Here is a 26891-nt window from a genome sequence, read left to right on the forward strand (position 1 = left end):
CTTAGGCGATGTTCATCGCCCGCTTGTGCCCGGCGACCTCCGCCAGCAGCCAGTCCTGGAAGACGCTGGTCCCCGCCTTGTTGCCGATGCTGCGGCGCTGCTGGAGATAATAGCCCGCCGGATAGGCATGGCGGGCGGCGAAGGGCGCGACGAGCTTGCCCTGCCGCAGGAGATCCTCCGCCATGATCGTGTCCGCAAGCGCGATGCCCGCGCCGTTCATGGCCTCGCGCATGATCAGGGTACAGTCGTGCAACGTCGAGCCGGCCGGCACGGCACCTTCGGAAATGCCCTCCTGCTCCAGCCACTGCTTCCAGCGTGTCGTCTCGCATTCGTGAATGAGGTGATGGTGGAAGAGATCGGCCGGCGAGCGCAGCGGCACCGGCCCCTCCAGCAGCGACGGCGCGCAGACCGGCGTCAGCAGCAGCGGGATCATCATCGTCAGCGCAGGTCCGGCCTTGTAGACGAATTCGTCGACGATCGCGAGGTCGACATTGGTGCGCTTGCCCGAGGTGGAGATTTCGAGGTCGACATTCGGATGCAGGCGGCGGAAGTCCGGCAGGCGGTCGGCAAGCCACAGGTTGAGGAAGGTCGGCTCGCACATCAGCTTGACGCGCTGCGCCTTCTGGCTGCGCGGCCCCTCGCGCAGGCTGACATCCTCCGTCGCGCGCCAGATCGTCTCGAAGGCTTCCGAAAGCGTGCGGGCATAATAGGAGCCGCGCATCGTCGGCGTCACCTGCCGGAAACCGCGCTCGAACAGCTCCTGGCCGAGCGTCTTCTCGAGCGTGCGGATATGCCGGCTGACCGCCGAAGGCGTCAGGTGCAGCTCTTCCGCCGCGTCCTTGATGCTGCCGAGACGCGCGGCGGCTTCGAAAGCGCGCATGCCGTTGAGGGAAGGTAGAACCATGGCGGCGACCATGGATTATCACTTGAGTTTTTGTCAATCGATATGGACGAAATTGACGCTTGAATGGCCGTCCCCTTCGGCGGTACCGATTTGGACCGAGCCCCTAAGTCGCCACGGGAAAACGGTTATTCCGCCCATGGCTCCCATCTTGCCACCGCTGATGGTTGGTTTCGGCACGGCCATCTCTTGCGGACAGGCGCCCGGTGCCGCCTTCCGGGAAATGGGACGGGCCTCGCAGCCAGCCTCCGCGTTGCCGTAACAGGAAGCAGGCCTATGCCCCAATCGCCCGTCCCGGTCTTCGAAGCGGCTGACGCCATCGCTGCCAATGCCTCCGTCATCGTGATCCTGAAGGCCGACGGGCAAGCCCTCGGCCCGCGCGCCGCGGCGCTCGACGAGGCCGCCGGCGGCATTCTCTCGCGCGCCTGTTCCACCGCGGCCGAAGCCGGCACCTGCATCGATCTCGTTCCGCCGCAGGGCGTTGCGGCCCGCCGCCTGATCGTCCTGTCGCTCGGCAAGGCCGAGACCGTCAGCGCGCTTTCGCTGGCCAAGGCCGGCGGCAGCCTTGCCGCCCATCTGGAGGACAAGGGCGAGGACGAGGCGACCCTCGTTCTCGATCCCATTGCCGGCGTCTCGCTTTCCGGCGCAGAAATCCTGGCGCGCGTGGCGCTCGGCCTCAGGCTGCGACGCTACCGTTTCGACCTGCGCAACAAGCGGCCCGTCGCCGCCGCCGACAAGGTCTGGCGCCTGCAACTGGTCGGCGCGGACAAGAATGCACTGGAGGCTGCACTTACCCGCACCAATGCCGTCGCTGAGGGTGTCGAATATGCCCGCACACTGGTCAACCTGCCGCCCAACCACCTTCATCCTGAGAGTTTCCCGAGCCATCTCGAGCCGCTGCGCGCAGCCGGCATCGAGGTCGAGGTGCTGGACGCCGGCCACCTGAAGGAGCTCGGCATGAACGCGATCCTCGCGGTCGGCGCGGGCTCGGTGCGCGCGCCGAAGATCGCCGTGCTGCGCTATCGCGGCGAAGGATCGGGCGAGCAGCCGCTCGCCTTCGTCGGCAAGGGCGTCTGCTTCGATTCCGGGGGCCTGTGCATCAAGGGCGGCGAGCAGATGTTCGACATGAAGGCCGACATGGCCGGCGCTGCCGCCGTCGTCGGTCTCCTCCTGTCGCTCGCCCGGCAGAAGAGCCCGGTTCATGCCGTCGGCGTTCTCGGCATTGCCGAGAACCTGCCCTCCGGCACGGCGCTGAAGCCCCGCGAGATCATCACCACCGGGTCGGGCCAGACCGTCGAGGTCTTCGATACCGACGCGGAAGGCCGCCTCATCCTTGCCGATTGCCTCTACTATACGGCGACACGCTTCGAACCCTCCGCCATCGTCGATCTTGCGACGCTCACCTATTCCGTGATGCGCGGCCTCGGCTCGATCTTCGCCGGCCTCTTCAGTACGGACGACGCGATCGCCGCGCAGATGATCGCGGCCGGCGAGACGGTCGGCGAGCGCTTCTGGCAGCTGCCGCTTGACCGCGCCTATGACGAAGGGTTGAAATCGCCACTGGCGGACCTGCGCCACCATGCCAAGGACATGGAGGACGGCGATGCGCCCTATGCCGCCGCCTTCCTCCGCCATTTCACGGAAGACCGTCCCTGGGTGCATCTCGACATCGCCGGCAAGGAGCTGGCTGGCGAGGATCGCCCGCTCGGCCGGGAAGGCGCCACGGCCTTCGGCGTTCAGATGCTGGAGGAATGGGTGCAGATGAATAGAAAGAGCGCTTGACGCGACTTCGGCCTTGGGAGAGGGAAACATGTCGGATCGGATCAACAGCACGGAAGGGCGGGCACCGTTCCGGGGCTACGAGACCTGGTACCGCGTCAGCGGCGACCTTCGCAGCGGCAAGCTGCCGGTGGTCATCTTGCATGGCGGACCGGGCGTCGCGCACAATTATGTCGACGCCTACAAGCTGCTGGCCCGCGACGGCCGGACGGTCATCCATTACGATCAGCTTGGCTGCGGCAACTCCACCCTGCTGCCGGAAAAGGGCGCGGACTTCTGGACGCCGCAGCTCTTCATCGACGAGCTGGAAAGCCTCGTCGACCATCTCGGCATCCGAGGCGGCTTCCATGTGCTCGGCCAGAGCTGGGGCGGCATGCTGGGCGCCGAATATGCCGTGCTGCAGCCCGAAGGCCTCGTCTCCCTGACCATCGCCAATTCGCCCGCCTCCATGAAGCTCTGGGTCGAGGAAGCCAACCGGCTGCGCGCCGACCTGCCGCAGGACGTGCAGGACACGCTGACGCGGCACGAGACGGCCGGCACGACGGACCATGCGGATTACCAGCAGGCGACGAACGTCTTCTACGAGCGGCATGTCTGCCGCGTCGTGCCCTTCCCGCCGGAGGTGACGGCGAGCTTCGAGCAGGCGGCGCGCAATCCCACCGTCTACACGCTGATGAACGGGCCGAACGAATTCCACGTCATCGGCACGCTGAAGACCTGGAGCGTCATCGACCGCCTTCCGGCCGTCGACGTGCCGACGCTCATCATTTCCGGGCGCTACGACGAAGCCACGCCCGCCACGGTGCAGCCCTTCAAGGACGGCATCAAAGGCGCGCGCTGGGAAATATTCGAGCATTCCAGCCACATGCCGCATGTCGAGGAACAGGAAAACTGCATGCGGGTGGTCGGGGACTTCCTCAATCAGCACGATCGATAGAAAAGGGGACAGACATGAAGAAACTGCTTTTGACGGCCTCGACCGTCGCGCTCCTGGCCGGCGGATGGCTGGCTCCGGCGCAAGCCGAATACCAGCAGGACCACCGCGGCGGCACGATGCGCCTTCTCGCCCGCTCGGCGGCCGGCACGCTCGACCCGCATATCAACTACACCGACCAGGGCTGGCAGATGTATCAGCCGATCTATGACGGCCTCGTCGCCTTCCGCAAGGCCGAGGGCACGGACGGCTTCACCATCGTCCCGGACCTCGCCGAAGCGCTGCCGGAGGTCACCAACGACGGCAAGACCTTCACCTTCAAGCTGCGCAAGGGCATCAAGTTCTCCACCGGCCAGGAGGTCGGCGTGAAGGACGTGGTCGCCTCGTTCCAGCGTATCTTCAAGATTTCCGGCCCGACCTCGGGCACCTTCTATGCCGGCATCGTCGGCGCGGACAAGTGCCTTGCCGAGACGAAGACCTGCACGCTGGAAGGCGGCGTCGTGGGTGACGAGGCCGCCGGCACCGTGACGATCAACATCGTCAAGCCGGATGCCGAATTCCTCTACAAGCTCGCCCTTCCCCACGCCGTGACGCTGCCGGCCGACACGCCCGCCGAGGATGCCGGCTCCGTGCCGATCCCGAGCACCGGCCCCTACATGATCTCGGCCTTCGACCCCAACAAGGGCATGACCGTCTCGCGCAACCCGCACTTCAAGCAGTGGAGCGAGGAAGCGCAGCCGGACGGCTATCCGGACGTGGTGCAGTACGACTTCGGCCTTTCGGAAGAAGCCGCCGTGACGGCGATCCAGAATGGCGAGGCGGACTGGATGTTCGACGCGCTGCCGAGCGACCGCCTTGGCGAACTCGGCACCAAGTACAAGGACCAGCTCCACATCGCGCCGCTTTCGGCCTGGTGGTATGCGCCGCTCAACACGCGCCTTGCGCCCTTTGACAACATCAAGGCCCGCCAGGCGGTGGCCTTCGCAATCGACCGCAACACGCTGGTCAAGCTCTTCGGCGGCAAGGTTCTCGCCTCCCCGGTCTGCCAGGTCCTGCCACCGGACTTCCCCGGCCATGTCGACTATTGCCCCTATACGAAGGATCCGGGCGCCAAGTGGTCGGCTCCCGATCTCGAAAAGGCCAAGCAGCTTGTCGAGGAATCCGGCACCAAGGGCCAGAAGGTCACGATCATCGTCGAGGATACCGCGGTCTCGCGTTCGATCGGCGTCTACCTGCAGAGCGTCCTAACGAGCATCGGCTATGTCGCCGACGTCAAGCCGATCTCCGCCAACATCCAGTTCACCTATATCCAGAACACCAACAACAAGGTGCAGATGTCGGTGACCCAGTGGTACAAGGACTATCCGGCCGCTTCCGACTTCCTGCACATCCTGTTCGGCTGCGCCTCGTTCCGCGAAGGTTCGGACGCCTCGATCAACATTGCAGGCTTCTGCGACGAGGCGATCGATGCCAAGATGCAGAAGGCGCTCGACCTCGGCGTGACCGACCAGGCCGCGGCAGACGCGCTCTGGGCCGAGATCGACCATGAAGTCACCGACCAGGCGCCGGCCGTCGGCCTCTTCACGCCCAAGCGCCTCGACTTCGTCAGCAAGCGCCTCGGCAACTTCCAGTTCAACCCCCAGTTCAACTGGATGATCACCCAGTCCTGGGTACAGTAAGACCCGGCGGAGGGGTTTGCGTGTCGAATGAAGCCGTTGCCGTGCAGCGCCGGACGCGGGGGCCATGGGCCCTCGCTTTCGCGCGGCTGAGGCGCAACAGGGCCGCGATGGCGTCCCTTAGCGTCTTCCTCATCATCGTCCTCGCCTGTCTCAGCGCGCCGCTCTACGCGCGCTGGGCGGGCGTCGATCCGTTCACGTCGACGCTCGACGCGGTCATCCACGTCGACGGCGTGGAGGTTCCGGTGATGGAGCCTTCGACGGAAGGCCTCGGGCTCGGCTACACGCCGATCGGCCCGACCTGGGAACTCGGCAACTACTTCCTCGGCTCGGACAACCAGGGCCGCGACGTCATGGCCCGCCTCCTTTACGGCGGGCTGAATTCCCTGATGATCGCGGGGGCCGCGACCATCTTCACGCTGATCATCGGCACGGCGGCGGGCCTGACGGCCGGCTATTTCGGCGGCCTCACCGACACGGTGCTGTCGCGCCTGCTCGACGTCCTCTGGGCGTTTCCGATCTACCTGCTCGCAATCTCGCTTTCCATCGTGACGATCGCGCAGGGCATTTCCATCGGGCCGATCCTCATCGAATCCGGCAGTCTCTGGCTGCCGGTCATCATCATCGGCATCGTCTACGTGCCCTATGTGGCCCGGCCGATCCGCGGCCAGGTACTCTCGCTGCGCAACAGCGAATTCGTGCTCGCCGCCATCAATCTCGGCGTTCCCGGCTGGCGCATTCTCCTGCGCGACATCCAGCCGAACATCACGACGACCCTCATCGTCTTCGTGCCGCTGATGATGGCGCTGAACATGCTGACGGAATCGGCGCTGTCCTTCCTGTCCATCGGCGTGCAACCGCCGGCGGCAAGCTGGGGCACGATCATCCAGGACGGACAGGCGCTGCTCTATACGCGCCCGCTCGTGGCGCTCGCGCCGGGCATCGCCATCGCGCTGTCCGTCATGGTCCTCAACGTCTTCGGCGACGGTCTGCGCGATGCGCTCGACCCGCGCTCGAAGGTCCAACTGGGGCGCACGTGATGATCTACGCCATCCTGCGCCGCTTCGGTCAGATGCTGTTCGTCATGTTCGGCATTTCCGTGATCGTCTTCCTGATCTTCTTCGCAACGCCCGGCTCCGATCCCGCCGCGCGCATCGCGGGCCGCAACGCCTCGCCCGAGGTGCTGGAGGCCGTGCGCCACTCCTTCGGCTTCGACCGCCCGCTCTATGTCCAGTACGGGCTGATGATGCAGAAGATCTTCGTCACCGGCGACCTCACCTCCTTCGTCAACCGCGGCTGGAAGGTCGTGCCGGCCGTGCTCGATGCCATCCCCGTCACGCTGTCGCTGGTCTTCGGCGCGGCGATCCTGTGGGTGGTGATCTCCGTCATCATCGGCATCGTGGCGGCCGCCACGCGCGACAGCTGGCTGGACAAGCTCCTGATGGCGCTCGGCCTCATCGGCATTTCCATGCCCGTCTACTGGCTCGGCGAGGTGATGAACCTCATCACCCAGAGCCGCTATCACGATACCTGGCTGTTCTCCTGGGTACCGCCGCTCGGCTACAAGCCGCTGATGAGCGACCCGAAGGGCTGGTTCCTGACGCTGGTCATTCCATGGATCACGCTCGCCGTGCTCTATATCGGCATCTATGGCCGCGTGCTGCGCGCCGCGATCATCGAATCCATGCAGGAGGACTTCATCCGCACCGCGCGGGCCAAGGGCCTGTCGGAGACGCGCATCCTGCTGCGCCATGCCCTGCGCACCTCGCTGATCGCCTTCGTCACCCTGTTCGGCCTCGATTTCGGCGCGCTCGTCGGCGGCTCGGCGCTGCTGACCGAGGTGGTGTTCGGCCTCAACGGCATCGGCAAGCTCACCTATGACGCCATGCAGAACCTCGACCTGCCGATGATCATGGCGACGGTGATGTATGCCTCGATGTTCGTCGTCATTGCCAATGCGGTGGTCGACTTCGTCTATATCCTTCTCGATCCCCGTGTGAGGACGTCATGATGCTCTCCGTGCGCGACCTCAGGGTATCGTTCCGCACCGAAGACGGCCTGGTGCGAGCCATCGACGGCGTCTCCTTCGACCTCGACGAGGGCGAGATCCTCGGCGTCGTCGGCGAATCCGGCTCCGGCAAGACCGTCTCGCTCCTGGCGGTGATGGGCCTCATCACCGATCCCAACGCCACGATCGAAGGCTCGATCCGCTACAAGGGCCGCGAGCTGATCGGGCTTCCCGCCCGCGAGCTCAGGCGCCTGCGCGGCAACGAGATCGCCATGATCTTCCAGGATCCGATGACGGCGCTGACGCCCGTCTACACGATCGGCTGGCAGATTGCCGAGCAGATCCGCGCCCACCGGAGCATCAGCAAGGCGAAGGCCTTGGCCCAGGTGGAGGAACTGCTGGCGGAAGTGAACTTCCCCAATCCGCGCGAGGCCATGTCGCGCTATCCGCACCAGCTTTCCGGCGGCATGCGCCAACGTGCGGTCATCGCCATGGCGCTGTCCTGCAATCCGGCGCTGCTGGTGGCGGACGAGCCGACGACGGCGCTCGACGTCACCGTGCAGGCCGGCATTCTCGACCTCGTGCGCAAGCTGCGGTCCACGCACAATTCGGCAGTCGTCTTCATCACGCACGACATGGGCGTGGTCTCCGAGCTCGCCGACCGGGTGATGGTCATGTATGCGGGCCGGGTGGTGGAGCGTGGCAGCCGCGCGGCGCTGTTCTCCGATCCGCGCCATCCCTATACCCGCGCGCTGCTCGGCTCGATCCCGCCGCTGACCGGCGACAAGCCCCATCGCCTGCCGGCCATTCCGGGCTCGCCGCCATCGCTGCTGCGCCTGCCGCAGGGTTGCGCCTTCGGGCCGCGCTGTCCGGTGCGCTTCGAAGCCTGCACGGCGGAAAAGCCGGCCCTTGGAAGCGGCCCCCACGCCGCCGCCTGCCTCCGCGAGGCGCAAGCATGAGCGACACGATGACCAAGACCGAAGGCCCCATCCTCGAAACCCGCGCGCTGATGAAGCGCTTTTCGATCGGCAGCCGCTTTTCGGCGGAAGGCCGGCGCACCGTCCATGCCGTCGACAACGTGTCTCTGACGGTACGGCGCGGCGAGACTCTGGGTCTCGTCGGCGAATCGGGATGCGGCAAGTCCACGCTCGCGCGCTGTCTCGTGCGGCTCTACGACATCACCGACGGCAAGCTGTTCTTCGAGGGCGAGGACATCACGGGCAGGTCGCTGAACGAGTTGCGGCCGATGCGCCGCCGCCTGCAGATGGTGTTCCAGGACCCGTCCGCCTCGCTCAATCCGCGCCGCCGCGTCGGCGACCTCGTCGCCGAGCCGCTGCGCATCCACACGAAGCTCTCGACCGCCGAGATCAACCGGCGCGTCGCCGAACTCTTCGACATCGTCGGCCTCCTGCCGGACCATGTCACGCGCTATCCGCACGAATTTTCCGGCGGCCAGCGCCAGCGCGTCGGCATCGCGCGGGCCATCGCGCTCAATCCGGACCTCGTGGTGCTGGACGAGCCCGTCTCGGCGCTCGACGTGTCGGTGCAGGCGCAGATCGTCAACCTGCTCGCCGACCTGCAGGAGAAGCTGAACCTCACCTATATCTTCATCGCCCACGACCTGTCCGTGGTGCGCCAGGTCTCGACCCGCATTGCGGTGATGTATCTGGGATCCGTGGTCGAGGAAGGCCCGGCGGAAGCGGTGTTCTCCGCACCCGCCCATCCCTACAGCCAGGCGCTGATCTCCGCCGTGCCGGTGGTGGAGACGACGCCCGGCGGATCGCGCCGGCGCATTCTCCTGACCGGCGACGTGCCGAGCCCGCTCAACCCGCCCTCCGGCTGCCGCTTCCACCCGCGCTGCCCGATCGCGCAGGACCGCTGCCGCACGGAGCGGCCCGAGCCGACGGCCTATGAGGGCGGCCGCAAGGTCGCCTGCCACTTCCCGACGATCTGAGGCCGCCGGCTTTCGTCGGCGGCCGTGTCGGCGTCAGACGCCGACGCGCTGCTTCTTGCGGCCGGCCTGCTGGTCTGCGGCGGCGGCGTTGACTGCGGACCGTGCGCTCACCTGCGGCACGCCGACATCCCACCAGGCATCGCCCGGCGTCCAGGTGAAGGCATCGGAAACGATGGTGATGACCGTGGTGCGATCCGTGGTCTGCGCCCATTCGACCGCATCGCCGAGATCGGCAAGGCTCTCGACATGGCGCGTCAGCGCGCCCATCGCCTCGGCGTGCTTGGCGAAGTCGACGGCGAAGGGCTCCTTGACGCGGCAATCCTTGATCAGGTTGTTGAAGCCCGGCGTGCCCTTGGCGTTCTGCAGGCGGTTGATGACCGCATAGCCGCCGTTGTCGCAGACGATGAGGATCATCTTGTGGCCGGAAAGCACGGTCGAGTAGATGTCCGAATTCATCATCATGTAGGTGCCATCGCCGATCATCACGATGGGCGTGCGGGTCGGGTCGGCCATGGCCGCACCCCAACCGGCGGCGATCTCGTAGCCCATGCAGGAGAAGCCGAACTCGCAGTCGAAAGTGTTGGGCGCCTTGACGCGCCAGTTCTTCATCACCTCGCCCGGCAGGCCGCCGGCAGCGGTGATGAGGAGGTCGCGCTCCCTCGCTTTGGAATTGACGATGCCGACGACCTGGGCATAGGTCGGCACCGGCGCGTTGGTCGGCTTCTGGTAGCCGTCGAGCGCGGCATTCCATTTGGCGAATTCCTGCCGGCCCTTTTCCGTCCAGCCGGCATCCGCCCTGTAGTCGCCGATGGCGGCTTCGAGCTCGCTCACCGTCTCCAGCGCATCGCCGACGACGGCAACGGCGCGGTGCTTGTTCGCGTCCCAGCGCGCCGCGTTGATCGAGACGAAACGGGCATCCGGCGAAAACGCCGTCCACGAGCCGGTGGTGAAATCCATAAGGCGCGTGCCGACGGCCAGCACCACGTCGGCCTCGCCGGCCAGCGCATTGGCCGAGGTCGAGCCGACGATGCCGATGGGGCCGACATGAGCCGGATGGTCATGGGTGACGGTGCCCTTGCCGGCAATGGTCTCGCAAAGCGGGATGCCGTGCTTTTCCGCGAAGGCCGCAAGCGCCGCCTCCGCGCCGGAATAGCGCACGCCGCCGCCGGAGATGATCAGCGGACGCTTGGCCGCCTTCAGCACGCGAACGGCCTCGGCGAGGCTGCCGCGATCCGGCCGCGGGCGCGGGGCCTTATGGACGGTCGGCGCGAAGAAGCTTTCCGGATAATCCCAGGCGATCTCCTGCACGTCCTGCGGCAGGCCAATGAAGGCCGGGCCGCAATCGGCCGGGTCCAGCATGACGGCGACGGCCTGCGGCAGCGAGGCGATGATCTGCTCGGGATGGGTGATGCGATCCCAGTAGCGCGTCACGGCCTTGAAGGCGTCGTTGACGGTGATCGTCGGATTGCCGAAATGCTCGACCTGCTGCATGACCGGGTCGGGCCGGCGATTGACGAAGCTGTCGCCGGCCAGCAGCAGCACGGGCAGGCGGTTGGTATGCGCCACGCCCGCCGCCGTCACCATGTTCAGCGCGCCGGGGCCGATGGAGCTGGTCGCCACCATGATCTGGCGGCGGCGCGTCGCCTTGGCGAAGCCGATGGCGGCGAGCGCCATGGACTGCTCGTTCTGGCCGCGCCAGGTCGGCAGCGTATCCTTCACCGCTTCCAGCGCCTCGGAAAGGCAGGTAACGTTGCCGTGGCCGAAAATGGCGAAGACGCCGGGAAACAGCGGCTCGCGCTTGCCGTCGATCTCGGTGAACTGGTTGCAGAGATAACGCACCAGGGCTTGCGCCATGGTCAGGCGGATGGTGGACATGGTAAACCTCCCTGAGCCGGCCTTCCGGCGCCGGCTCCTATCGAGAAACTTTTATTTCATACTAATTTATTTTGCAATACTCGTTGCAATTCACGCCGGGAGCCGGCAATCCGCCCAGTCGCCCGACCGGCTGGACGCCAGCGCGGCCTCGATGAACTTAACGCCGAGCGCGCCGTCCGTCACCGTCGGATAGTCCAGCAGCCCCTCGGGCAGCGTCCGGCCGAGCCGGCGCGCCTCGACGGCGATGGCGAATTCCTCGTAGAGGTTGCCCCAGGCGTCGCTCAGCGCCTCGGGATGGCCGCGCGGCATGTGCACGAAACGGGCGGCATGGATGCCGATGCCCGCGCCCTCGCCGCGCGTCAGCAGGCGGGCCGGCTCGCCGAAGCGGCGGAAATGCAGCACTTCCGGCTCCTCCTGGTTCCATTCGAGACTCGCCTTGTCGCCGAAGGCGCGGATGCGCAGGCCGCAATGGGCGCCGGGCGCCACCTGCGAGATCATGATCGTACCGGGAATGTCGCCCTCGTAGCGCACATGCATGAAGGCGGTGTCCTCCAGCGGCTTTTCCGGGCCGAGCGTGTGGAACTCCGCCCGCACCGACGTCACCGGCCGGCCGCAGACGAAGGCGCCGAGATGGTGGCAATGGGTGCCGATATCGCCCGTCGTGAAGGTAGGGCCGACGATGGCGGGATCGACGCGCCATTGCGCGCCCGCCCCGCCCTCCTTCGGCGGCGTCAGCGCCCATTCCTGGAAATATTCGACATGGACCTGCTTGAGCGTCCCGAGCGCGCCCTCGCGGATCATCTGCCGCGCCTGCCGCACCATGGCGGAGGAGGCATAGGCATAGGTGACGGCGAAGACGAGGCCCGTCTCCTTCTGCCGGCGGACGAGGTCGAGCGCGTCGTTAAGCGTCGTCGTCAGCGGCTTGTCGCTGATGACGTCGATGCCCTTTTCCATGAAGGCGACGGCGATGGCGTGGTGCGAATTGTTCGGTGTGGCGATGGCGACGGCGTCGATGCCGTCCGGCCGCGCCGCCTCGCGCTCGGCCATCACGCGGTAGTCGGTATAGGCGCGGTCCTCGTCGAACAGCCATTCGCGGCCCGATTCCTTCGCGACCTGCGGGCGCGACGACAGGGCCCCCGCCACCACGTCCCAACGGTTGGAAAGCCGCGCGCCGCGTGCATGCACCTTGCCGATGAAACTGCCCTGCCCGCCGCCGACGACACCCAGCCGCAAGCGCCGCTCCGCCTGCGGAAACGCCGCCTTGTCCGAATTTCCTGCCATGATCGCCTCCCTCGTCTCCTCTGCCCGAAAACGGGCTTGCAGAATTAATATTGAGAGAATATCAAAAACGCAATGAATTTTGCAAACGGAGGAGAACCGATGACGAGGATTGCACTGCTCGGCTGCGGACGCATCGGCAAGATGCATGCGGCAACCATCGTGCGCGCCGAGGGCGCGGAACTGGCCGCGGTCTACGACCCCGTGACCGCCGCCGCCGAGGAGACGGGCCGCCGCCACGGCTGCACCGTCGCCGCAAGCGCGGAGGAAGCAATCGCGCTTGCCGACGCCGTGCTGATCGCCACCTCGACGCCGACCCATGCCGACCTCATCGAGGCTTCCGCGAGAGCCGGCAAGGCGGTGTTCTGCGAAAAGCCCATCGACCTCTCGCTCGCCCGCGTCGTCGCCTGCCGCAAGGCGATCGCCGGCTTTACGCGCCCCGTGCAGATCGGCTTCAACCGCCGCTTTGATCCCGGCCACCGCGCCGCCCGCGATGCCGCCCGGGCGGGCGAGATCGGCGACCTCCAGCAGGTCATCATCACCTCGCGCGATCCCGGCCTTGCCCCGCGCGACTATCTCAAGGTCTCCGGCGGCATCTTCCGCGACATGACGATCCACGACTTCGACCTTGCCCGCTTCATGCTGGGCGAGGAGCCGGTCGAGGTCTTCGCCACCGGCAGCGCGCTGGTCGATCCGACACTCGCGGAACTGAACGACGTCGATTCCACGATGATCGTCATGCGCACGGCGAGCGGCAGGCTCTGCCACATCAACAACTCCCGCGCCGCCGCCTATGGCTACGACCAGCGCGTCGAGCTGTTCGGCTCGAAGGGCATGCTGATCTCCGGCAACCGCCGCGCTCACCAGGTCGAGCGCTTCAATGCGTCCTCGACCGGCGCGGGCGAACCCTATCTCGACTTCTTCATCGAGCGCTATGTCGAGGCCTTCGAGCTCGGCCTGCAATCCTTCCTGCGCTGCGTCGCGGAGAGCCGCACGCCGGACGTCACCTTCGACGACGGCGAGAAGGCGCTGGTTCTCGCCGAGGCCGCCATCCGCTCGCGCGCCGAGGGGCGCTTCGTCAACGTCGCGGAGATCACGGGCTGAGGCGTCCCCTCAGCCCTTGCGCCGCTGCTTGCCCGTGACCGTCGGGATCTCGGGCGAGCCCTTCTTGTCCTCCTGCAGCAGCGCGGCGAGCGCGACGGCGATGGCCTGCGTCAGGCACATGGGCGCGGCGAGCGAGCGCGAGAAGGAATATTCGTCCTCGGGGATGGTGAAGAGCACCGTGGCATTCTTGGCAAGCGGCGAGAGCTGGCTGTCGGTGATCGCCACGATGGGCGTGCCGTTCTCCGCCGCGACATCGGCGATGGTCACCACCTCCTTCGCATAGTGCCGGAAGGCGATGGCGACGAGCACGTCCTTCTTGCCCATGACCTTCGCCATCTCCGAGGCGAGCCCGCCGGCTGGATCGAGCAGGATGACGCGGCATTGCAGCATGGAGAGCACGTAGCGCAGGAACTTGGCGATGGGCTCGGAGCGGAGCTGGCCGGCGATGAAGATCGTGTCGGCGTTCTTCAGCGTACGGGCCGTCCGCGTCAGGTTCTCTTCCGTCGTGGTGTTGAGAAGCTCCTGCAGGGTCGCGATGTCGCGCACCACGAGGTCGTGCAGGAAGCCGAGATTGCCCTTGCGCTTGGTCTTCTCGAGGTCGACGTCGAGCGCGCTGATGCGCTCGCGATAGCCGGGCGCCGCCGTCGAAAGCCGGCTCTGGAACACCGACTGGAGCTGCTTGAAGCCGGAAAAGCCGAAATGCTGCGCGAAGCGCACGAGGATGGAGGGATGGGCGCCGCACTGTTCGGCAATCGCATTGATCGACTGCATGGCGACGATGTTCGGATTCTGCGTGACGAAGCGGGCGACCTGCTGGAAGCGGTCGGAAAGGTTCGGATAGGCTTGCGTGACGAGGTTGACGAAGGTCTCGTAATTCGCCGTCTTCGGCGGCGGCTGGTCGGACTGCTTTACCCTCGGCATACGCCTACTCCCGAATATCCTCTTGCCGGCCGGAAGGCTCCGGCGCCGGTTTCATGTGCAGTATTGCATAAAAGCAAAGTCTGCAACGTTCGGTCTGCGGACGGTGTGGGCGTGGCTTCGGCCTACCGGCTCGAAGAAGGCGGCCGTTCATGCGCGTTTGCCCCTCACCCTAACCCTCCCCCCGCAAGCGGGGAGAGGGGACTTGCCCCACCAACGGTCGTTGATGGGGAAAACGGTCCGGCACATCTCCTTCTCCCCGCTTGCGGGGAGAAGGTGGCCGGCAGGCCGGATGAGGGGCAGCGCCCCACCCCGGTCAGTAAGGCGCGTCGGGGAAGTAATATTCTGCGGCGTTGTCCTTGGTGATCAGCGGGCTGCCGAGCACGTAGCGGCCGTTGATCGGGGCCTGGGTCGCATATTTCATCGTGACGAGCTCGATAGCCGGGATGATCAGGGTCGGCGGGTAGAAGATGTCGGCATCGACCATGTCGTGGCCGTCCTGCACCAGCTTGATGACCTTGTTCATGCCCGAGCCGCCGAGCACGGCGACATTCTTGCGATCGGCCTGCTTGATCGCCTCGATGGCGCCGAGCGCCGCGTCGTCGTCGCCGGCCCAGACGCCGTCGATCTGCGGGAAGCGCTGGAGATAATCCTGCATGACTTCAAAACCCTTGTCCGGGTTCCAGTTGGCGTACTGCATGTCGAGCACCTCGATCTTGGTGCCCTTCAGCGCCTCGTTGAAGGCCTCGATGCGGATATTGTCGATGGCCGTCGGGATGCCGCGCATCACGACGATCTTGCCGCCGTCGGGGAACTTCTTCTTGAAGTATTCGGCCGCCGCCTTGCCGTATTGCGGGTTGTCGCCGCCGACATAGAGGTCCTCGATGCCCTCTTCCGCAAGGCCGCGGTCGACGGTGGCGATGAAGACGCCCTTGGCCTTGGCGGCCTTGACCGGCTCGGTCAGCGGATCGGATTCGAAGGGCAGCACGACGAGCGCGTTGATGTTGCGCGCCATCAGGTCCTCGATGTCGTTCACCTGCTGGGTGGCGCTCGACGATGTCGCCAGCACGAAATCGATGTTCGGGAAGGCTTCCTTCATCCGGTCGATAGTGCGCTTGGTGTGGTAGTTGAGGCCGCCCGTCCAGCCATGCGTGGCGGCAGGAATGGAAATGCCGATCACGGCATCGGCGGAAAGCGCCGGCGAGGCAAGGCCCGCGACGGCCACCGCACCCGCGGCGATGAAGGATTTCAGTCTGTTGAACATTCACACGTCTCCCTGTTGAAGTGAAAAGGTGGCGGCGTCAGCCCTGCGAACGATCCCGTTGCAGGAGGACGGCGATGATGATGATCGCGCCCTGGAATGCGCCGTTGAGATAGGGGCTGATGAAGCCCGTGAGGTTGAGGATGTTGCTGATGAAGCCGAGGATCAGCACGCCGACGATGGTGCCCCAGATGCGCCCGAAGCCGCCGGAAAGCGCCGTGCCGCCGATGATGACCGCGGCGATCGCCTCCAGCTCCCACATGAGGCCCGTCGAGGGCGTGGCCGCGCCGAGGCGCGGCACGTAGATGACCGTGGCGACGGATACGCAGAGGCCCTGGATGACATAGGTGAGGATGCGCACGCGGCTGACGGGGATCGCCGAATAGAAGGCGACGTGCCGGTTCGAGCCGATGGCCGCGACATGCCGGCCGAAGCGCATGCGCCGCAGCGTCAGCTCGCCGATGACGGCGATGACCGCGAGCACGATGATCGGCACGGCGATGCCGAGGACCTGGCCGTAGTAGATCGGCCGGGCCGCGTCGCGCAGCGAGAAGTCGAGCGAGATCGAGCCGCCGTCCGCAAGCCAGGTGATGACCGAGCGGAAGATGCCCATGGCACCGAGCGTGACGATGAAGGCCTCCACCCGGCCCTTGACGATCATGAAACCGTTGATGAAGCCCGCGAAGGCGCCGATGGCGAGCGAGAAGGCGATGCCGGCGGCAACGAGCAGCCAGCCGTCGCCGAGCGTGGCGGCGGCCGCGTTCATGAACATGATCGTCATGCCCGCGACGAGCGCCGAGAGCGAGCCGACGGAAAGGTCGAGCCCGCCCGCCGTGATGACGAAGGTCGCCCCGACCGCGATGATGCCGATGATGGCGCTGCGGGTGAAGACGTTGGAAAGGTTCTCCGCGCCGAGGAAGCTGTCGCTCATCAGCGAGCCGACGATCATCAAGAGGATGAGGGCGAGGAGCGGGCCGGCGGCCTCCAGAAGGCGCACGAGGGAGCGCCCGGGCGACGCAGCGGCGACGCCCGCGGTCGTTGCGGTCATGTCAGTCAATGGCTTGCCTCCTCCTGTGGACTTGCCTCTTCAAGGCCCATGGCAAATCGGATGATGTCGTTCTCGGTGATGGCGTCGCCCGAAAGCTCACCGGCGATGCGCCCGCGGCGCATCACGAGCACCCGGTCGGAAAGGCCGACGATCTCCTGCATCTCCGAGGAGATGACGACGATGGCCTTGCCTTCGGCGGCGAGCCCCGCGATGATCTCGTAGATCTGCTGCTTGGCGCCGATGTCGACGCCGCGCGTCGGTTCGTCGAAGACGACGAGGTCCGGCTCGACACCGAGCGTCTTGGCGATCAGCACCTTCTGCTGGTTGCCGCCGCTGAGCGCGCCCGCCGTCACGTCCAGACGGCCGGCGCGGATGTCGTAGCGCTCGACCGCCGCCTCCAGATCGCGCCGCTCGGCCCGCCGGTCGATCCATGCGGCCCCGGCGATGGCGCCCCTTGTCAGCGCGACGTTCTGGTCGAGCGGCTTGGCCAGCAGCAGGCCCTTGCCCTTGCGGTCTTCCGTGAGATAGGCAAGCTTCAGCGCCCAGGCCTCGCGCGCCGCCGGCAGACGGCGTTCCCTGCCGCGCAGCACGAAGGAGCGGCATTTCGCCGGACGAAGGCCGAGCAGCGCCTCGAAGAGTTCCGTGCGGCCCGAGCCGACGAGGCCGGAAATGCCGAGCACCTCGCCCTCGCGGATATCGAGCGAGGCATCCTCGACGGCGCCCGGCGCGGACAGGCCGGCAACGCTGAGGAACGCCTTGCGCGGCGTGGCCTCGCGACGGGGCGGGTAGATCTCCGCCAGCGGCCGGCCGACCATGGCCTCGGCCATCTCGTTCTCGGAAATGGCGCTCGTCTTCTCCACCCGCACGATCTGTCCGTCGCGCAGCACCGCGACGCGGTCGGCAATGGCCTTGACCTCGTCGAGGCGGTGCGAGGTGAAGATCACCGAGCCGCCGCTCTTACGGAAGGCGCGGATGCGGGTAAAGAGATTGCCGGCCTCGGTGGCGGAGAGGACGGCGGTCGGCTCATCCATCAGGATGAGCTTCGGCTGGCGGGCGAAGGCTTTCGCAAGCTCGATCATCTGCCAGTCGGAGACCGGCAGGTCGCGAAGCCGCGCCCTGACGGGGGCGGCTGAGCCGAGTTCGGCGAGAAGCGCGCGCGCCTTCACCTCCATCGCCTTGCGGTCGGTAAAGAGGCCGCGCGTCAGCTCGCGGCCGAGGAAGACGTTCTCCGCCACCGTCAGGTGCGGGGCGAGGCAGAATTCCTGGTGCACCATGACGATGCCGGCGCGCTCGGCCTCCTGCAGCGTCGTAGGCGCGGGCGCACCGTCGAGCAGCATGGTGCCGGCCGAAGGGGCGGCAAGGCCGGCCGCGATGCGCATGAGCGTCGACTTGCCGGCGCCGTTCTCCCCGACGAGGGCGAGAACCTCGCCCGGCTCGACGGCAAGCTCGATGCCCTTGAGGACCGGCACGACGCCGTAGGATTTCTCGATCTGGCGGAAGGTCAGGAGCGCCATGGTCAGGCCCCGACGGCCGAAAGGCGCTGCGCGGCGATCTCGGAGCGGTTGACGACCAGCGCCGGATCGAGCGTGCCCTTGAAATAGTCGACGATGTTCGTGGCCGCCGAAATCGCCATGCGGCGCGCGCAGGCTTCCGTCAGGCCCGCATTGTGCGGCGAGAGCACGACGCGCTCGCAGGCGAGCATCGGGTCGCCCGGAGCCGGCGGCTCGGCGTCGAACACGTCGAGGCCGGCGGCGGCAAGACGGCCCTCGTTCAACGCGGCAAGCAGCGCCGCCTCGTCGATCAGCCCGCCGCGCGCCGTGTTGACGAGGACGGCCGAGCGCTTCATGGCGGCCAGTTCCGCCACACCGATCAGCGGTTCGGCGCCGGATTTCGGCACATGCAGCGAGACGACGTCGGCGCGCTTCAGCCCGTCCATGAGGTCGCCGACCGGGGTGACGCCCGCCGCCGCGATCTCGGCGGCGTCCTGGAACCTGTCATAGGCGATGACCGCCATGCCGAGCGCCGCCGCGATCTGCGCCAGCCGCCGGCCGATGCGCCCGAAGCCGACGATGAGGAGCGTGCGCCCGTCGAGTTCGTCCGCATCGAGGCTGTTGCGGTAGTTCCAGTCGCCGGCGCGCATCTTGCGGTCGAAGAGCACGGTGCGTCGCGCGGCCGCCAGCATCAGCATGACGGCATGCTCGGCGACGGCGCGCGAATTGACGTCGCCGACGACGGCGAGCGGAATGCCCCGGGCATTCAGCGCCGCGACATCGACGGAATCGTAGCCGACGCCGTGGCGGGAGACGATGCCGAGCCGGGGCGCCTTCTCGACGAAGGCGGCCGGCAGCGGCTGGGTGCGGATGAGCAGCGCATCGGCGGCCGGCAGGAACGGCTCGTAGCTCGCCGCCGAGACCTCCTCGACATAATCCACCGTCACCCCGGGCGCAGCATGAAGGACGGCGAGGCCGTCGGCGTGGATCTTGCCCGCGACGAGAACCCTCGGCATTCAGTATCCTCCCGTGTCGATCTTGTTTGCCGGAACGACTTCCTGCGTCAGCTCGCGGAACTTTCGAACGCTCGCCTCCGCCGCGCCGGCGAGCAGGCGCACGTCGTTGGAGACGGTCACGAAATCGAAGCCCCAGCTCACCGCCTCGGCGGCATAGTCCGGCGTGCCGTTGTGCAGCGCGGCGCGCTTGCCCGCCTTGTGGGCGGCGTGGAGGATGGTCTTGATCGCCTCGATCATCTCTGGCTCGCGGCGGTCGAAGCCCGGCGCATATTTCTTGCCCTGCAACCCGAGCGTCAGGTCGGCGGGGCCGATATAGACGCCGTCGAGGCCTGGGGTCGCGAGGATATCCTCGAGGTTCTCATAGGCCTGCGCCGTCTCGATCATGGCGAGGCAGATGATCTCTTCGTCGGCTTCCGCCGCATAGCCGGGGCCGGCGGAAAAGAGCGCCCGGCTCGGGCCGAAGCTGCGCACGCCGGCGGGCGGATAGCGCACATAGGAGACCAGCCGCTCTGCCTCGGCGCGGGTATTGATCATCGGGCAGATGACACCGTAGGCCCCGGCATCCAGCGCCTTCATGATGTCGGCGGGGTCGAGCCAGGGCACGCGCACCAGCGGCGTCACGCCGCTCGCCCGCATCGCTTGCAGCATCGGCACCGCGCCGTCATAGCCGACGATGCCGTGCTGCATGTCGATGGTGACGCTGTCATAGCCCTGCGCGGCCATGATCTCCGCGCTGAAGGAATTGGCGATGGAGAGCCAGCCGTTGAGCACCGGCCTGCCTTCCGCCCAGCGCTGCTTGACACCGTTCCTGATCATGGATGCCTCCCTCAGACCGTCATCTGCGCAAGCTTGACGTTGGAATAGTCGAGGATGCCCTCGGTGCCGCCCTCGCGGCCCATGCCGCTGGCCTTGATGCCGCCGAAGGGCGCCTCGGCCGCCGCCAGCGCAAAGCTGTTCACGCCGACCATGCCGGCCTCCAGCCGCGCCGCCGCCTCGCGGGCGCGGCCCGCATCGCGGGTGAAGACATAGGCCGACAGGCCCATTTCCGAGGCATTGGCGCGCTCGAAGACCTCGTCCACCTTCGAGAAGGGCGTTATCGCGGCGATGGGGCCGAAATTCTCCTCGGCGATGGCCTTGGCGTCGTCGGGAAGGCCGGTGATGACGGTCGGCTCGAAGTAGAAGCCGGCATTCATCTCCGCCGGGCGGCGACCGCCGGCAAGGATCTTTCCGCCCCGGTCGCGCGCATCGGCGACGATCTCCTCGATGGCGGCGATGCGACGCTCGTTGATCAGCGGGCCCATCTGCGTCGCCTCGTCGAGGCCATGGCCGAGCTTCAGCGCCCGGGCGCGGGCGGCAAAGCCCTCGGCGAAACGGTCGTGCAGTGCCTCGTGCACGTAGAAGCGGTCCGGCGTGACGCAGACCTGGCCGGCATTGGCGTATTTCGTCGGCACGGCGAGATCGAGCGCCCTGTCGAGATCGGCATCGTCGAAGACGATCATCGGCGCATTGCCGCCGAGCTCCATGCTGACGCGCTTCACCGTCTCGGCGCTGTCGCGGATCATCTGCTGGCCGACGCGGGTGGAGCCGGTCAGCGAGACCTTGCGCACCAGGGGCGAGGCCATGATCGGCTTGTAGGTATTGGCGGTCGGGCCGGTGAGGAGATTGGCGACGCCGGCCGGAAGGCCCGCCTCGCGCAGGCAGTCGAACAGGATCATCGCCACGCCCGGCACCTCGACGGAGGGCCGCACGATAACCGAGCAGCCGGCGGCAAGGGCGGGCGCGACCTTGCGCGCGATCAGCGCCGCCGGGAAGTTCCAGGCCGTGAAGGCTGCGACAACGCCGACCGGCTCGTGCGACACCTCCAGCCGGCCGCCCGGCGCGCGGCTCTCGACGATGCGGCCGTAGATGCGGCGGGCTTCCTCGGCATACCAGCGGAACTGGTCGACGGCGAGGCCCCATTCGCGGCCCGACTGGGCGAGCGGCTTGCCGGTCTCCAGCGTGATCTGGCGGGCCGCTTCCGCCGCCCGGACGGCCATGACGTCGGCGGCCTTGTGCAGGAGGTCGGCGCGCATCCAGGCGGGCGTCGCCTTCCAGCTCCGGAAGGCGCGGTCTGCAACGGAAATCGCGCGCTCCGTATCCTCGACGCTCGCGGCGGGCACCGTGCCCAGCACCGCGCCGTTGCCGGGATCGGTGATCTCGGTGGAAGCCCCCTTTGCCGGCCCCGACCAGGCGCCGTCAATGAACAAACCGTATGAGCCGTACATGTCATCTCCTCCATGCGGGTCGCGGCCCCAAGCCGCGTCCGCACCCATATTTCCATGATCAGAAGAATAGCAATTATTATTGCAAGTCAAGAGCGATCCGCAACGCACCATGCGCCGGCCGGCCCGTTCAGCGCGGCTTTTCGGGCAGTGTGAGCGGGGTGCGCCGGCGCGTTTCCATCGCGGCGACGATCTGGTCGGCAAGGCAGGTGGCGACGAGGCCGTCCCAGGCGGTCGAGCCGTCCGCGGGCGGCGTGCCGGCGCGGATGCCGTCGACCCAGGCCTGGTCCTGGATGCGGTAGGCATCGCGGAAGCGTGGAATCCAGTTTTCCGGGAAAGCCCCCTCCTCCGCGCCGTCGCGGCGGGTGCGGATCGGTGCGGGATGCGCCATGCCGACCGTGCCCTTCGCGCAGACGGCCTCCGCATGGACATGGTAGCCATAGGCGGCGTTCATGAAGACCTCGACGGAAACGATGCTGCCGGCCTCCGTCTCGAAGACGAAGAGCGCGGGGTCGCCCCCGGGAGACGGGATGACGGTGACGGCGCTGTATTCCGTCGACAGCAGCCAGCGGCAGACGTCGATCTCGTGCACCAGCGAATTGGTGACGGCCATCGCGCCGGTGAACCAGGCGGGCGCGGCGAGATTGCGGTGCTGGCAATGGAGGATGCGCACGCCGCCGAGCGCGCCGCCGTCGACGGCCGCCTTCATCTCGCGATAGGCGGGATCGAAGCGGCGCATGAAGCCGGTCTGCACCAGCGGACGGCCGGCGCGCGCCTCGGCCACGACGATCTCCAGGCACTCCTGCGTGCTGGCGGCGAGCGGCTTTTCGCAGAGCACCGGCTTGCCGGCGGCGATCGCCGCCAGCACGAGCCGCTGGTGCGTCGCATCCGGCGAGGCGATCAGCACGGCCGCGACCGAAGGATCGGCGATGAGGGCCTCGGGGTCCGTCATCGCCCGGCCGCCATGCGCCGCCGCCTCGGCCCGCGCCGGGTCCGCGTCGGCGACGGCGGCAAGATGCGCGCCGGAGACCTCGCGGGCGATGATGCGCGCATGTTCCGCGCCCATCACGCCCGCCCCGATGACGCCGATACCGATGCTTCTCATGGCTCTTCCTCCCTCGCTCAGTCCACCGCCAGCCAGCTTCCGGCGCGGGCGGACTTCTGGATCGTTTCCACCAATGTCTGGATGCGCAGGCCCGCACGGAAATTGAACGGCTCGGGCCGAAGGCCGGCGATCGCCTCCAGATAGCCTGCAACCTCGATGGCCTTCAGGTCGTTGAAGCCGAGCTGATGGCCGGGTGCCACGCAGAAACGGCCATAGGGCACATGGTCCGGCCCCGCCTCGATGCGGCGGAACCCCTGCCGGCCCCTGGCATCCGCCGTCGAGTAGAAATGCAGCTCGTTGAAGCGCTCCTGCGAGAAGGCGAGCGCGCCCTTCGTGCCGTAGACCTCGAAATCGTGCTGCATCTTGCGGCCGGTAGCGATCCAGTTGCCCTCGACGGAGCCGCTCGCACCATTCGCAAAGCGCAGGAAGGCGCGGCCGACATCGTCGGTCTCGACCGGGCGCGTGCCGCCCCTGCCGTCCGGCCGCTGCGCGATCATCGTCACGCAATCGCCCATGACGCGGGTGATCGGGCCGAGCAGATATTCGGCGGTCGCCAGCGCATGGCTGCCGATATCGGCGAGCGCCCCGCCGCCCGCCGGATCGTGCCGGAAGGTGAAGGGCGCGCCGGCATCGGCCATGTAGTCCTCGGCATGGAGGCCACGATAACCGCGGATCTCGCCGAGCTCGCCGCCGGCGATCATCTCCTTCGCGAGGGCGAGCATGGGATTGCAGAGATAGTTGAAGCCGACCTGCGTCTTGATGCCGGCCTTCTCGGCCGCCTCCGCCATCTCGCGCGCGTCAGTGGAAAGCGGGGCGAGCGGCTTTTCGCAATAGACGTGCTTGCCAGCGGCAATGGCGGCAAGCGCCATCTCCTTGTGCAGCGCGTTCGGCGCGGTGATGTCGATGAGGTCGATCTCGGGATCGGCGACGAGGCTGCGCCAGTCGTCGGTGGCGCGCTGGAAGCCGAGCGCGGCGCGGGCGGCCTCGGCCTGCGCCATCGTCACGTCGGCGATGGCGGTCAGTTCCACCTCGTAAGGCAGGTCGAACACCCGCGCGGCGGCGGCAAAGCCGAACACATGCGTCTTGCCCATGAAACCCGACCCGATGAGGCCAAGGCGGAGCGTCTTCTTCATTCTGCTGATCCTCGGATATGCGGCTCCTGCGGCCGGCAAATGCAATTATCTTTGCAATAATATTGAAATGTCAATATTTGTTTTGTATGACCGTCCTGCCGGGCCGGGAGGCGGCCGGCATTCCCGTTTTCCGCGAGCCCGGAGCCCGAACATGAAAGCCAGACTTGGCATTGCCCCCATTGCATGGTGGAACGACGACCTGCCGGAAATCAGCAGCGACATCTCGCTGGAAGGCTGCCTTGCCGAAGCCGCAGAGGCCGGCTTCACCGGCATGGAGACCGGCCGGCGCTTCCCGATGGACGCGGCCGTGCTGCGCCCCATCCTCGAAAAACATGGCATCCAGGTCTGCGGCGGCTGGTTCTCCGGCCTCCTGCTCGACGGCGACATCGAGGCGGAGAAGGACCGGATCGCCGCGCAGATGGCGCTGTTCAAGGCGGTCGGCGCGCCCTGCATCGTCTATGGCGAGACGGCCGGCACCATCCAGGGCGACCGCAACGCGCCGCTCTCCACCAAGCGCCGGCTCTCCGAGGACGAGATCCGCGCCTATGGCCGCAAGATGACCGCCTTCGGCGAATGGTGCGCCGATCAGGGCATGCCGATCTCCTATCACCACCACATGGCCGCGCCCATCGAGACCGAGGAAGAGCTCGATCTCCTGATGAAGCATTCCGGCGAGGGCCTGCCGCTGCTCTTCGACGCCGGCCACATGGCCTTTGCCGGCGGCGACGTGCTGCGCGTCATCGACAAACACCACAAGCGCATCAGCCATGTCCACACCAAGGACGTCCGCCTGCCCGTCATCGCAGCCCTCGACCGCACGAAGGAAAGCTTCCTCGACGCGGTGATCAAGGGCGCCTTCACGGTCCCCGGCGACGGCAGCCTCGACTTCGAGGCCATCGTCAAGCGCCTCGCCTCCCATGGCTACGAGGGCTGGTTCGTCGTCGAGGCGGAGCAGGATCCCACCCACAACCCGCCGCTCGGCATGGCGAAGATCGGCCATAAGGAACTCCTGCGCGTCATGGCGGCCGCCGGTTACGAGGTGGTCCGCTAAGCTCCCTCCGCCGTCACGGCCGGCCCTCGGTTTGACCTGAGGGCCGGCCATCCACGCCGGGAGGTGTCGCGTGGATCCCGGCTCAGGTCCGGGATGACGTGGGAGAACGGGGTGGGGCCGCAGCCCCCGAACATTCGACAAGGCGTGCCGGGCAAACGTCCGCCACGCCTTTCCTCGTTTTCAGATCGTGCCGCCGAGCGAGCTTTCCAGCAAGGCGAGCTCCTGCCCGCCCGCCATCATGTCCTGCAGGGCGGCGGCGTCCACCGTGCCGCGCTCGGCCGTGCCCAGCGTCTGGCCGCGGTTGAGCACGGTGAAGCGGTCGCCGACGGCGAGCGCGTGGCGGACGTTGTGCGTGATGAAGACGACGCCGATGCCCTGCTTGCGCACGCGGTCGATGGTGCTGAGGACATTGGCCGTCTGGCGCACGCCGAGCGCCGAGGTCGGCTCGTCGAGGATCAGCACCTTGGCGCCGAAATAGACCGCCCGCGCGATGGCGACGGTCTGCCGCTCGCCGCCCGAGAGCGTGCCGACGGCCTGGTCCGGCCCGCGCAGGTTGATGCCCATCTTGCGCATCTCCGTCACGGTGATCTCGTCTGCCTTCGACGTATCGAAGGTCTTGAACGGCCAGATGCCCCGCTCCGGCTCGCGCCCCATCCAGAAATTGCGGCTGACGCTCATCAGCGGGATCATCGCGAGGTCCTGGTAGACCGTGGCGATACCCGCGGCCATGGCGTCGCGCGGGCTGTGGAAGGGTGTCGGCGTGCCCTCCACCAGCACTTCGCCGTCGCTCGGCTTGTAGACGCCGGACATGATCTTGATGAAGGTCGACTTGCCGGCCCCGTTGTCGCCGAGCAGGCAATGGCACTCGCCCGGCCGGATGTCGAAGGAGACGCCGGCCAGCGCGATGACATGGCCGAAGTGCTTCTGGATGTTCCTCATCTCCACGATGGCGGTCATCAGCGTTCTCCCGTGATGATGCGGCGGATATAGGTGTTCATGATCACCGCCGTGAGCAGGATGACGCCGAGAAAGACGCGGAACAGCGAGCTTTCGGCATTGGCGAAGAACAGGCCCTGCTGCACCACGCCGAAGATGATGGCCCCGAGCGCCGCACCGATGACGGAGCCGTAGCCGCCCGTCAGAAGCGCCCCGCCGATGACCACGCAGATGATCGCCTCGAACTCCTTGAGGAGGCCGCGGTCGGCCGCCGCCGAGCCGAACTCCATCACCTGGCAGGTGGCGAAGACGCAGGCGCAGAAGGCCGAGAACATGAACATCAGGATCTTCACCCGGTTGACCGGCACGCCGACATAGCGCGCGGCGAGCGGGTCGCCGCCCGAGGCGAAGATCCAGTTGCCGAACTTGGTGCGGGTGAGCAGCCAGTGGCCGAAGACGACGAGCACGATGGCCCAGACGACGAGCATCGGGACGCCGTCGATCACCGGCTGGCCGGCGCGGTTGCCGCGGGTGAAGGTGGCGATCCAGCCCGCCTCGCCCATCCAGGCAAAGAAGCCGGTCAGGATCTTGCCGCCGAAGAGCGGCGCCAGCCAGTCGCCGGCCGCCTTCTCGCCGACACCGCCGATGATCGTCTGGCGGGTGAAGTAGACCGAGCCCCAGATCGTCAGGCCGCGCAGGATATAGAGGAAGGCGAGCGTGACGATGAAGGACGGCAGCCCCGTGCGGATGACCAGCCAGCCGTTCACCGCGCCGATGAAGACGCAGAAGACGAAGGTGGCAATGATGGAAAGCCACAGCGGCACGCCGAGATGGACGGAGAGGATCGCCATCATCACACCGGAAAAGCCGATCATCGAGCCGGTGGAAAGGTCGAACTCGCCCGCGATCATCAGAAGGCAGGCGCCGACCGCGATGACCATGAACTGTGCCGAGACCACGGTCCAGTTCATCACGCCCTCGGCGGCGAACATGCCGCTGTCGCCGGCGACGATGGCGAACAGCAGGAAGACCAGGATGGTGCCGCAGATGCCGCCGAGCTCGGGCCGGATCAGCGCGCGCCGAAGCGGCGAGACGGGCTTGATGCGCTCGTCCTTCGACGCGCCGTTAATGACGTCCGTCATGAATGCATTCTCCTCCCTCGA

General features: G+C 67.0%; 23 protein-coding genes. 9 read left to right on the top strand and 14 right to left on the bottom strand.

Translation table 11 applies throughout. The features are described 5' to 3' along the window. Position 1: 1 nt before the first annotated feature. A complete protein-coding gene (locus DSD28_RS04925) occupies positions 2-904 on the bottom strand; it encodes a LysR family transcriptional regulator (RefSeq protein WP_119255469.1) in 903 nt (300 codons plus the stop codon). Between the two features lie 273 nt (positions 905-1177). Here DSD28_RS04925 and DSD28_RS04930 point away from each other — a divergent pair, with 273 nt between their 5' ends. The 7 genes from DSD28_RS04930 to DSD28_RS04960 are packed head-to-tail and all read left to right on the top strand — an operon-like array spanning position 1178 to position 9252. Continuing rightward, positions 1178-2683, top strand: coding sequence for a leucyl aminopeptidase (locus tag DSD28_RS04930; RefSeq protein WP_119255232.1), 1506 nt, complete (start codon positions 1178-1180; stop codon positions 2681-2683). Positions 2684-2711: 28 nt separating this feature from the next. Next, the gene (locus DSD28_RS04935) at positions 2712-3617 is read left to right on the top strand and encodes a proline iminopeptidase-family hydrolase (RefSeq protein ID WP_119255233.1); all 906 of its coding nucleotides are present in this window, start codon (positions 2712-2714) and stop codon (positions 3615-3617) included. 14 nt (positions 3618-3631) lie between these two features. Then, positions 3632-5293 (top strand): ABC transporter substrate-binding protein, encoded by a 1662-nt coding sequence (locus DSD28_RS04940; RefSeq protein ID WP_119255234.1) that lies wholly within the window; start codon positions 3632-3634, stop codon positions 5291-5293. 41 nt (positions 5294-5334) lie between these two features. Beyond that, positions 5335-6330: an ABC transporter permease gene (locus DSD28_RS04945; RefSeq protein ID WP_281048094.1), complete on the top strand. Its 996-nt coding sequence runs from the start codon at positions 5335-5337 to the stop codon at positions 6328-6330. After that, entirely contained in the window at positions 6330-7301 is a 972-nt protein-coding gene (locus tag DSD28_RS04950) for an ABC transporter permease (protein ID WP_119255236.1), read from the top strand. Before DSD28_RS04945 ends, DSD28_RS04950 begins: the two co-directional genes overlap by 1 nt. Next, positions 7298-8257 (top strand): ABC transporter ATP-binding protein, encoded by a 960-nt coding sequence (locus DSD28_RS04955; RefSeq protein WP_119255237.1) that lies wholly within the window; start codon positions 7298-7300, stop codon positions 8255-8257. Before DSD28_RS04950 ends, DSD28_RS04955 begins: the two co-directional genes overlap by 4 nt. Then, on the top strand, positions 8254-9252 hold the full coding sequence (locus DSD28_RS04960) for an ABC transporter ATP-binding protein (protein WP_245424750.1): 999 nt from the start codon (positions 8254-8256) through the stop codon (positions 9250-9252). The genes DSD28_RS04955 and DSD28_RS04960 overlap by 4 nt, the downstream gene beginning before the upstream one ends. Positions 9253-9285: 33 nt before the next feature. On the opposite strand, the gene iolD is transcribed toward DSD28_RS04960, so the two are convergent. Both iolD and DSD28_RS04970 read right to left on the bottom strand, forming a co-directional pair. Further along, positions 9286-11127 (bottom strand): 3D-(3,5/4)-trihydroxycyclohexane-1,2-dione acylhydrolase (decyclizing), encoded by a 1842-nt coding sequence (iolD, locus tag DSD28_RS04965; protein ID WP_119255238.1) that lies wholly within the window; start codon positions 11125-11127, stop codon positions 9286-9288. Positions 11128-11217: 90 nt separating this feature from the next. Continuing rightward, positions 11218-12408 (bottom strand): Gfo/Idh/MocA family protein, encoded by a 1191-nt coding sequence (locus tag DSD28_RS04970; RefSeq protein ID WP_119255239.1) that lies wholly within the window; start codon positions 12406-12408, stop codon positions 11218-11220. A gap of 99 nt (positions 12409-12507) precedes the next feature. Here DSD28_RS04970 and iolG point away from each other — a divergent pair, with 99 nt between their 5' ends. After that, positions 12508-13509, top strand: a complete 1002-nt coding sequence (gene iolG / locus DSD28_RS04975) for an inositol 2-dehydrogenase (RefSeq protein WP_119255240.1) — start codon at positions 12508-12510, stop codon at positions 13507-13509. A gap of 9 nt (positions 13510-13518) precedes the next feature. Here iolG and DSD28_RS04980 read toward each other — a convergent pair whose 3' ends face one another. From DSD28_RS04980 to DSD28_RS05020, 9 genes are all read right to left on the bottom strand, one after another. Beyond that, a complete protein-coding gene (locus tag DSD28_RS04980) occupies positions 13519-14430 on the bottom strand; it encodes a MurR/RpiR family transcriptional regulator (RefSeq protein ID WP_119255241.1) in 912 nt (303 codons plus the stop codon). Positions 14431-14743: 313 nt separating this feature from the next. Further along, a complete protein-coding gene (locus tag DSD28_RS04985; RefSeq protein WP_119255242.1) occupies positions 14744-15691 on the bottom strand; it encodes a substrate-binding domain-containing protein in 948 nt (315 codons plus the stop codon). A 37-nt stretch (positions 15692-15728) separates the two neighbouring features. After that, positions 15729-16736: an ABC transporter permease gene (locus DSD28_RS04990; protein ID WP_119255243.1), complete on the bottom strand. Its 1008-nt coding sequence runs from the start codon at positions 16734-16736 to the stop codon at positions 15729-15731. Between the two features lie 5 nt (positions 16737-16741). Beyond that, complete coding sequence (locus DSD28_RS04995; RefSeq protein WP_119255244.1) at positions 16742-18250, bottom strand: sugar ABC transporter ATP-binding protein; 1509 nt, start codon at positions 18248-18250, stop codon at positions 16742-16744. A gap of 2 nt (positions 18251-18252) precedes the next feature. Then, complete coding sequence (locus DSD28_RS05000) at positions 18253-19242, bottom strand: hydroxyacid dehydrogenase (protein WP_119255245.1); 990 nt, start codon at positions 19240-19242, stop codon at positions 18253-18255. Further along, complete coding sequence (locus DSD28_RS05005) at positions 19243-20058, bottom strand: HpcH/HpaI aldolase family protein (RefSeq protein ID WP_119255246.1); 816 nt, start codon at positions 20056-20058, stop codon at positions 19243-19245. A gap of 11 nt (positions 20059-20069) precedes the next feature. Next, positions 20070-21506, bottom strand: coding sequence for an NAD-dependent succinate-semialdehyde dehydrogenase (locus DSD28_RS05010; RefSeq protein ID WP_119255247.1), 1437 nt, complete (start codon positions 21504-21506; stop codon positions 20070-20072). A 127-nt stretch (positions 21507-21633) separates the two neighbouring features. Further along, complete coding sequence (locus tag DSD28_RS05015; RefSeq protein ID WP_119255248.1) at positions 21634-22608, bottom strand: Gfo/Idh/MocA family protein; 975 nt, start codon at positions 22606-22608, stop codon at positions 21634-21636. A 17-nt stretch (positions 22609-22625) separates the two neighbouring features. Then, complete coding sequence (locus tag DSD28_RS05020; RefSeq protein ID WP_119255249.1) at positions 22626-23741, bottom strand: Gfo/Idh/MocA family protein; 1116 nt, start codon at positions 23739-23741, stop codon at positions 22626-22628. Between the two features lie 151 nt (positions 23742-23892). Between DSD28_RS05020 and iolE the strand changes: the two genes are divergently transcribed. Then, positions 23893-24792: a myo-inosose-2 dehydratase gene (gene iolE, locus DSD28_RS05025; RefSeq protein ID WP_119255250.1), complete on the top strand. Its 900-nt coding sequence runs from the start codon at positions 23893-23895 to the stop codon at positions 24790-24792. Positions 24793-24972: 180 nt separating this feature from the next. On the opposite strand, the gene DSD28_RS05030 is transcribed toward iolE, so the two are convergent. Together DSD28_RS05030 and DSD28_RS05035 are read right to left on the bottom strand one after the other, a co-directional pair. Continuing rightward, on the bottom strand, positions 24973-25749 hold the full coding sequence (locus DSD28_RS05030; RefSeq protein ID WP_119255251.1) for an ATP-binding cassette domain-containing protein: 777 nt from the start codon (positions 25747-25749) through the stop codon (positions 24973-24975). Beyond that, positions 25749-26870, bottom strand: coding sequence for an ABC transporter permease (locus tag DSD28_RS05035; RefSeq protein WP_119255252.1), 1122 nt, complete (start codon positions 26868-26870; stop codon positions 25749-25751). Before DSD28_RS05035 ends, DSD28_RS05030 begins: the two co-directional genes overlap by 1 nt. Between the last annotated feature and the right edge of the window lie 21 nt (positions 26871-26891).

The sequence above is a fragment of the Shinella zoogloeoides genome, from assembly GCF_003574625.1.
GTDB lineage: Bacteria > Pseudomonadota > Alphaproteobacteria > Rhizobiales > Rhizobiaceae > Shinella > Shinella zoogloeoides_A.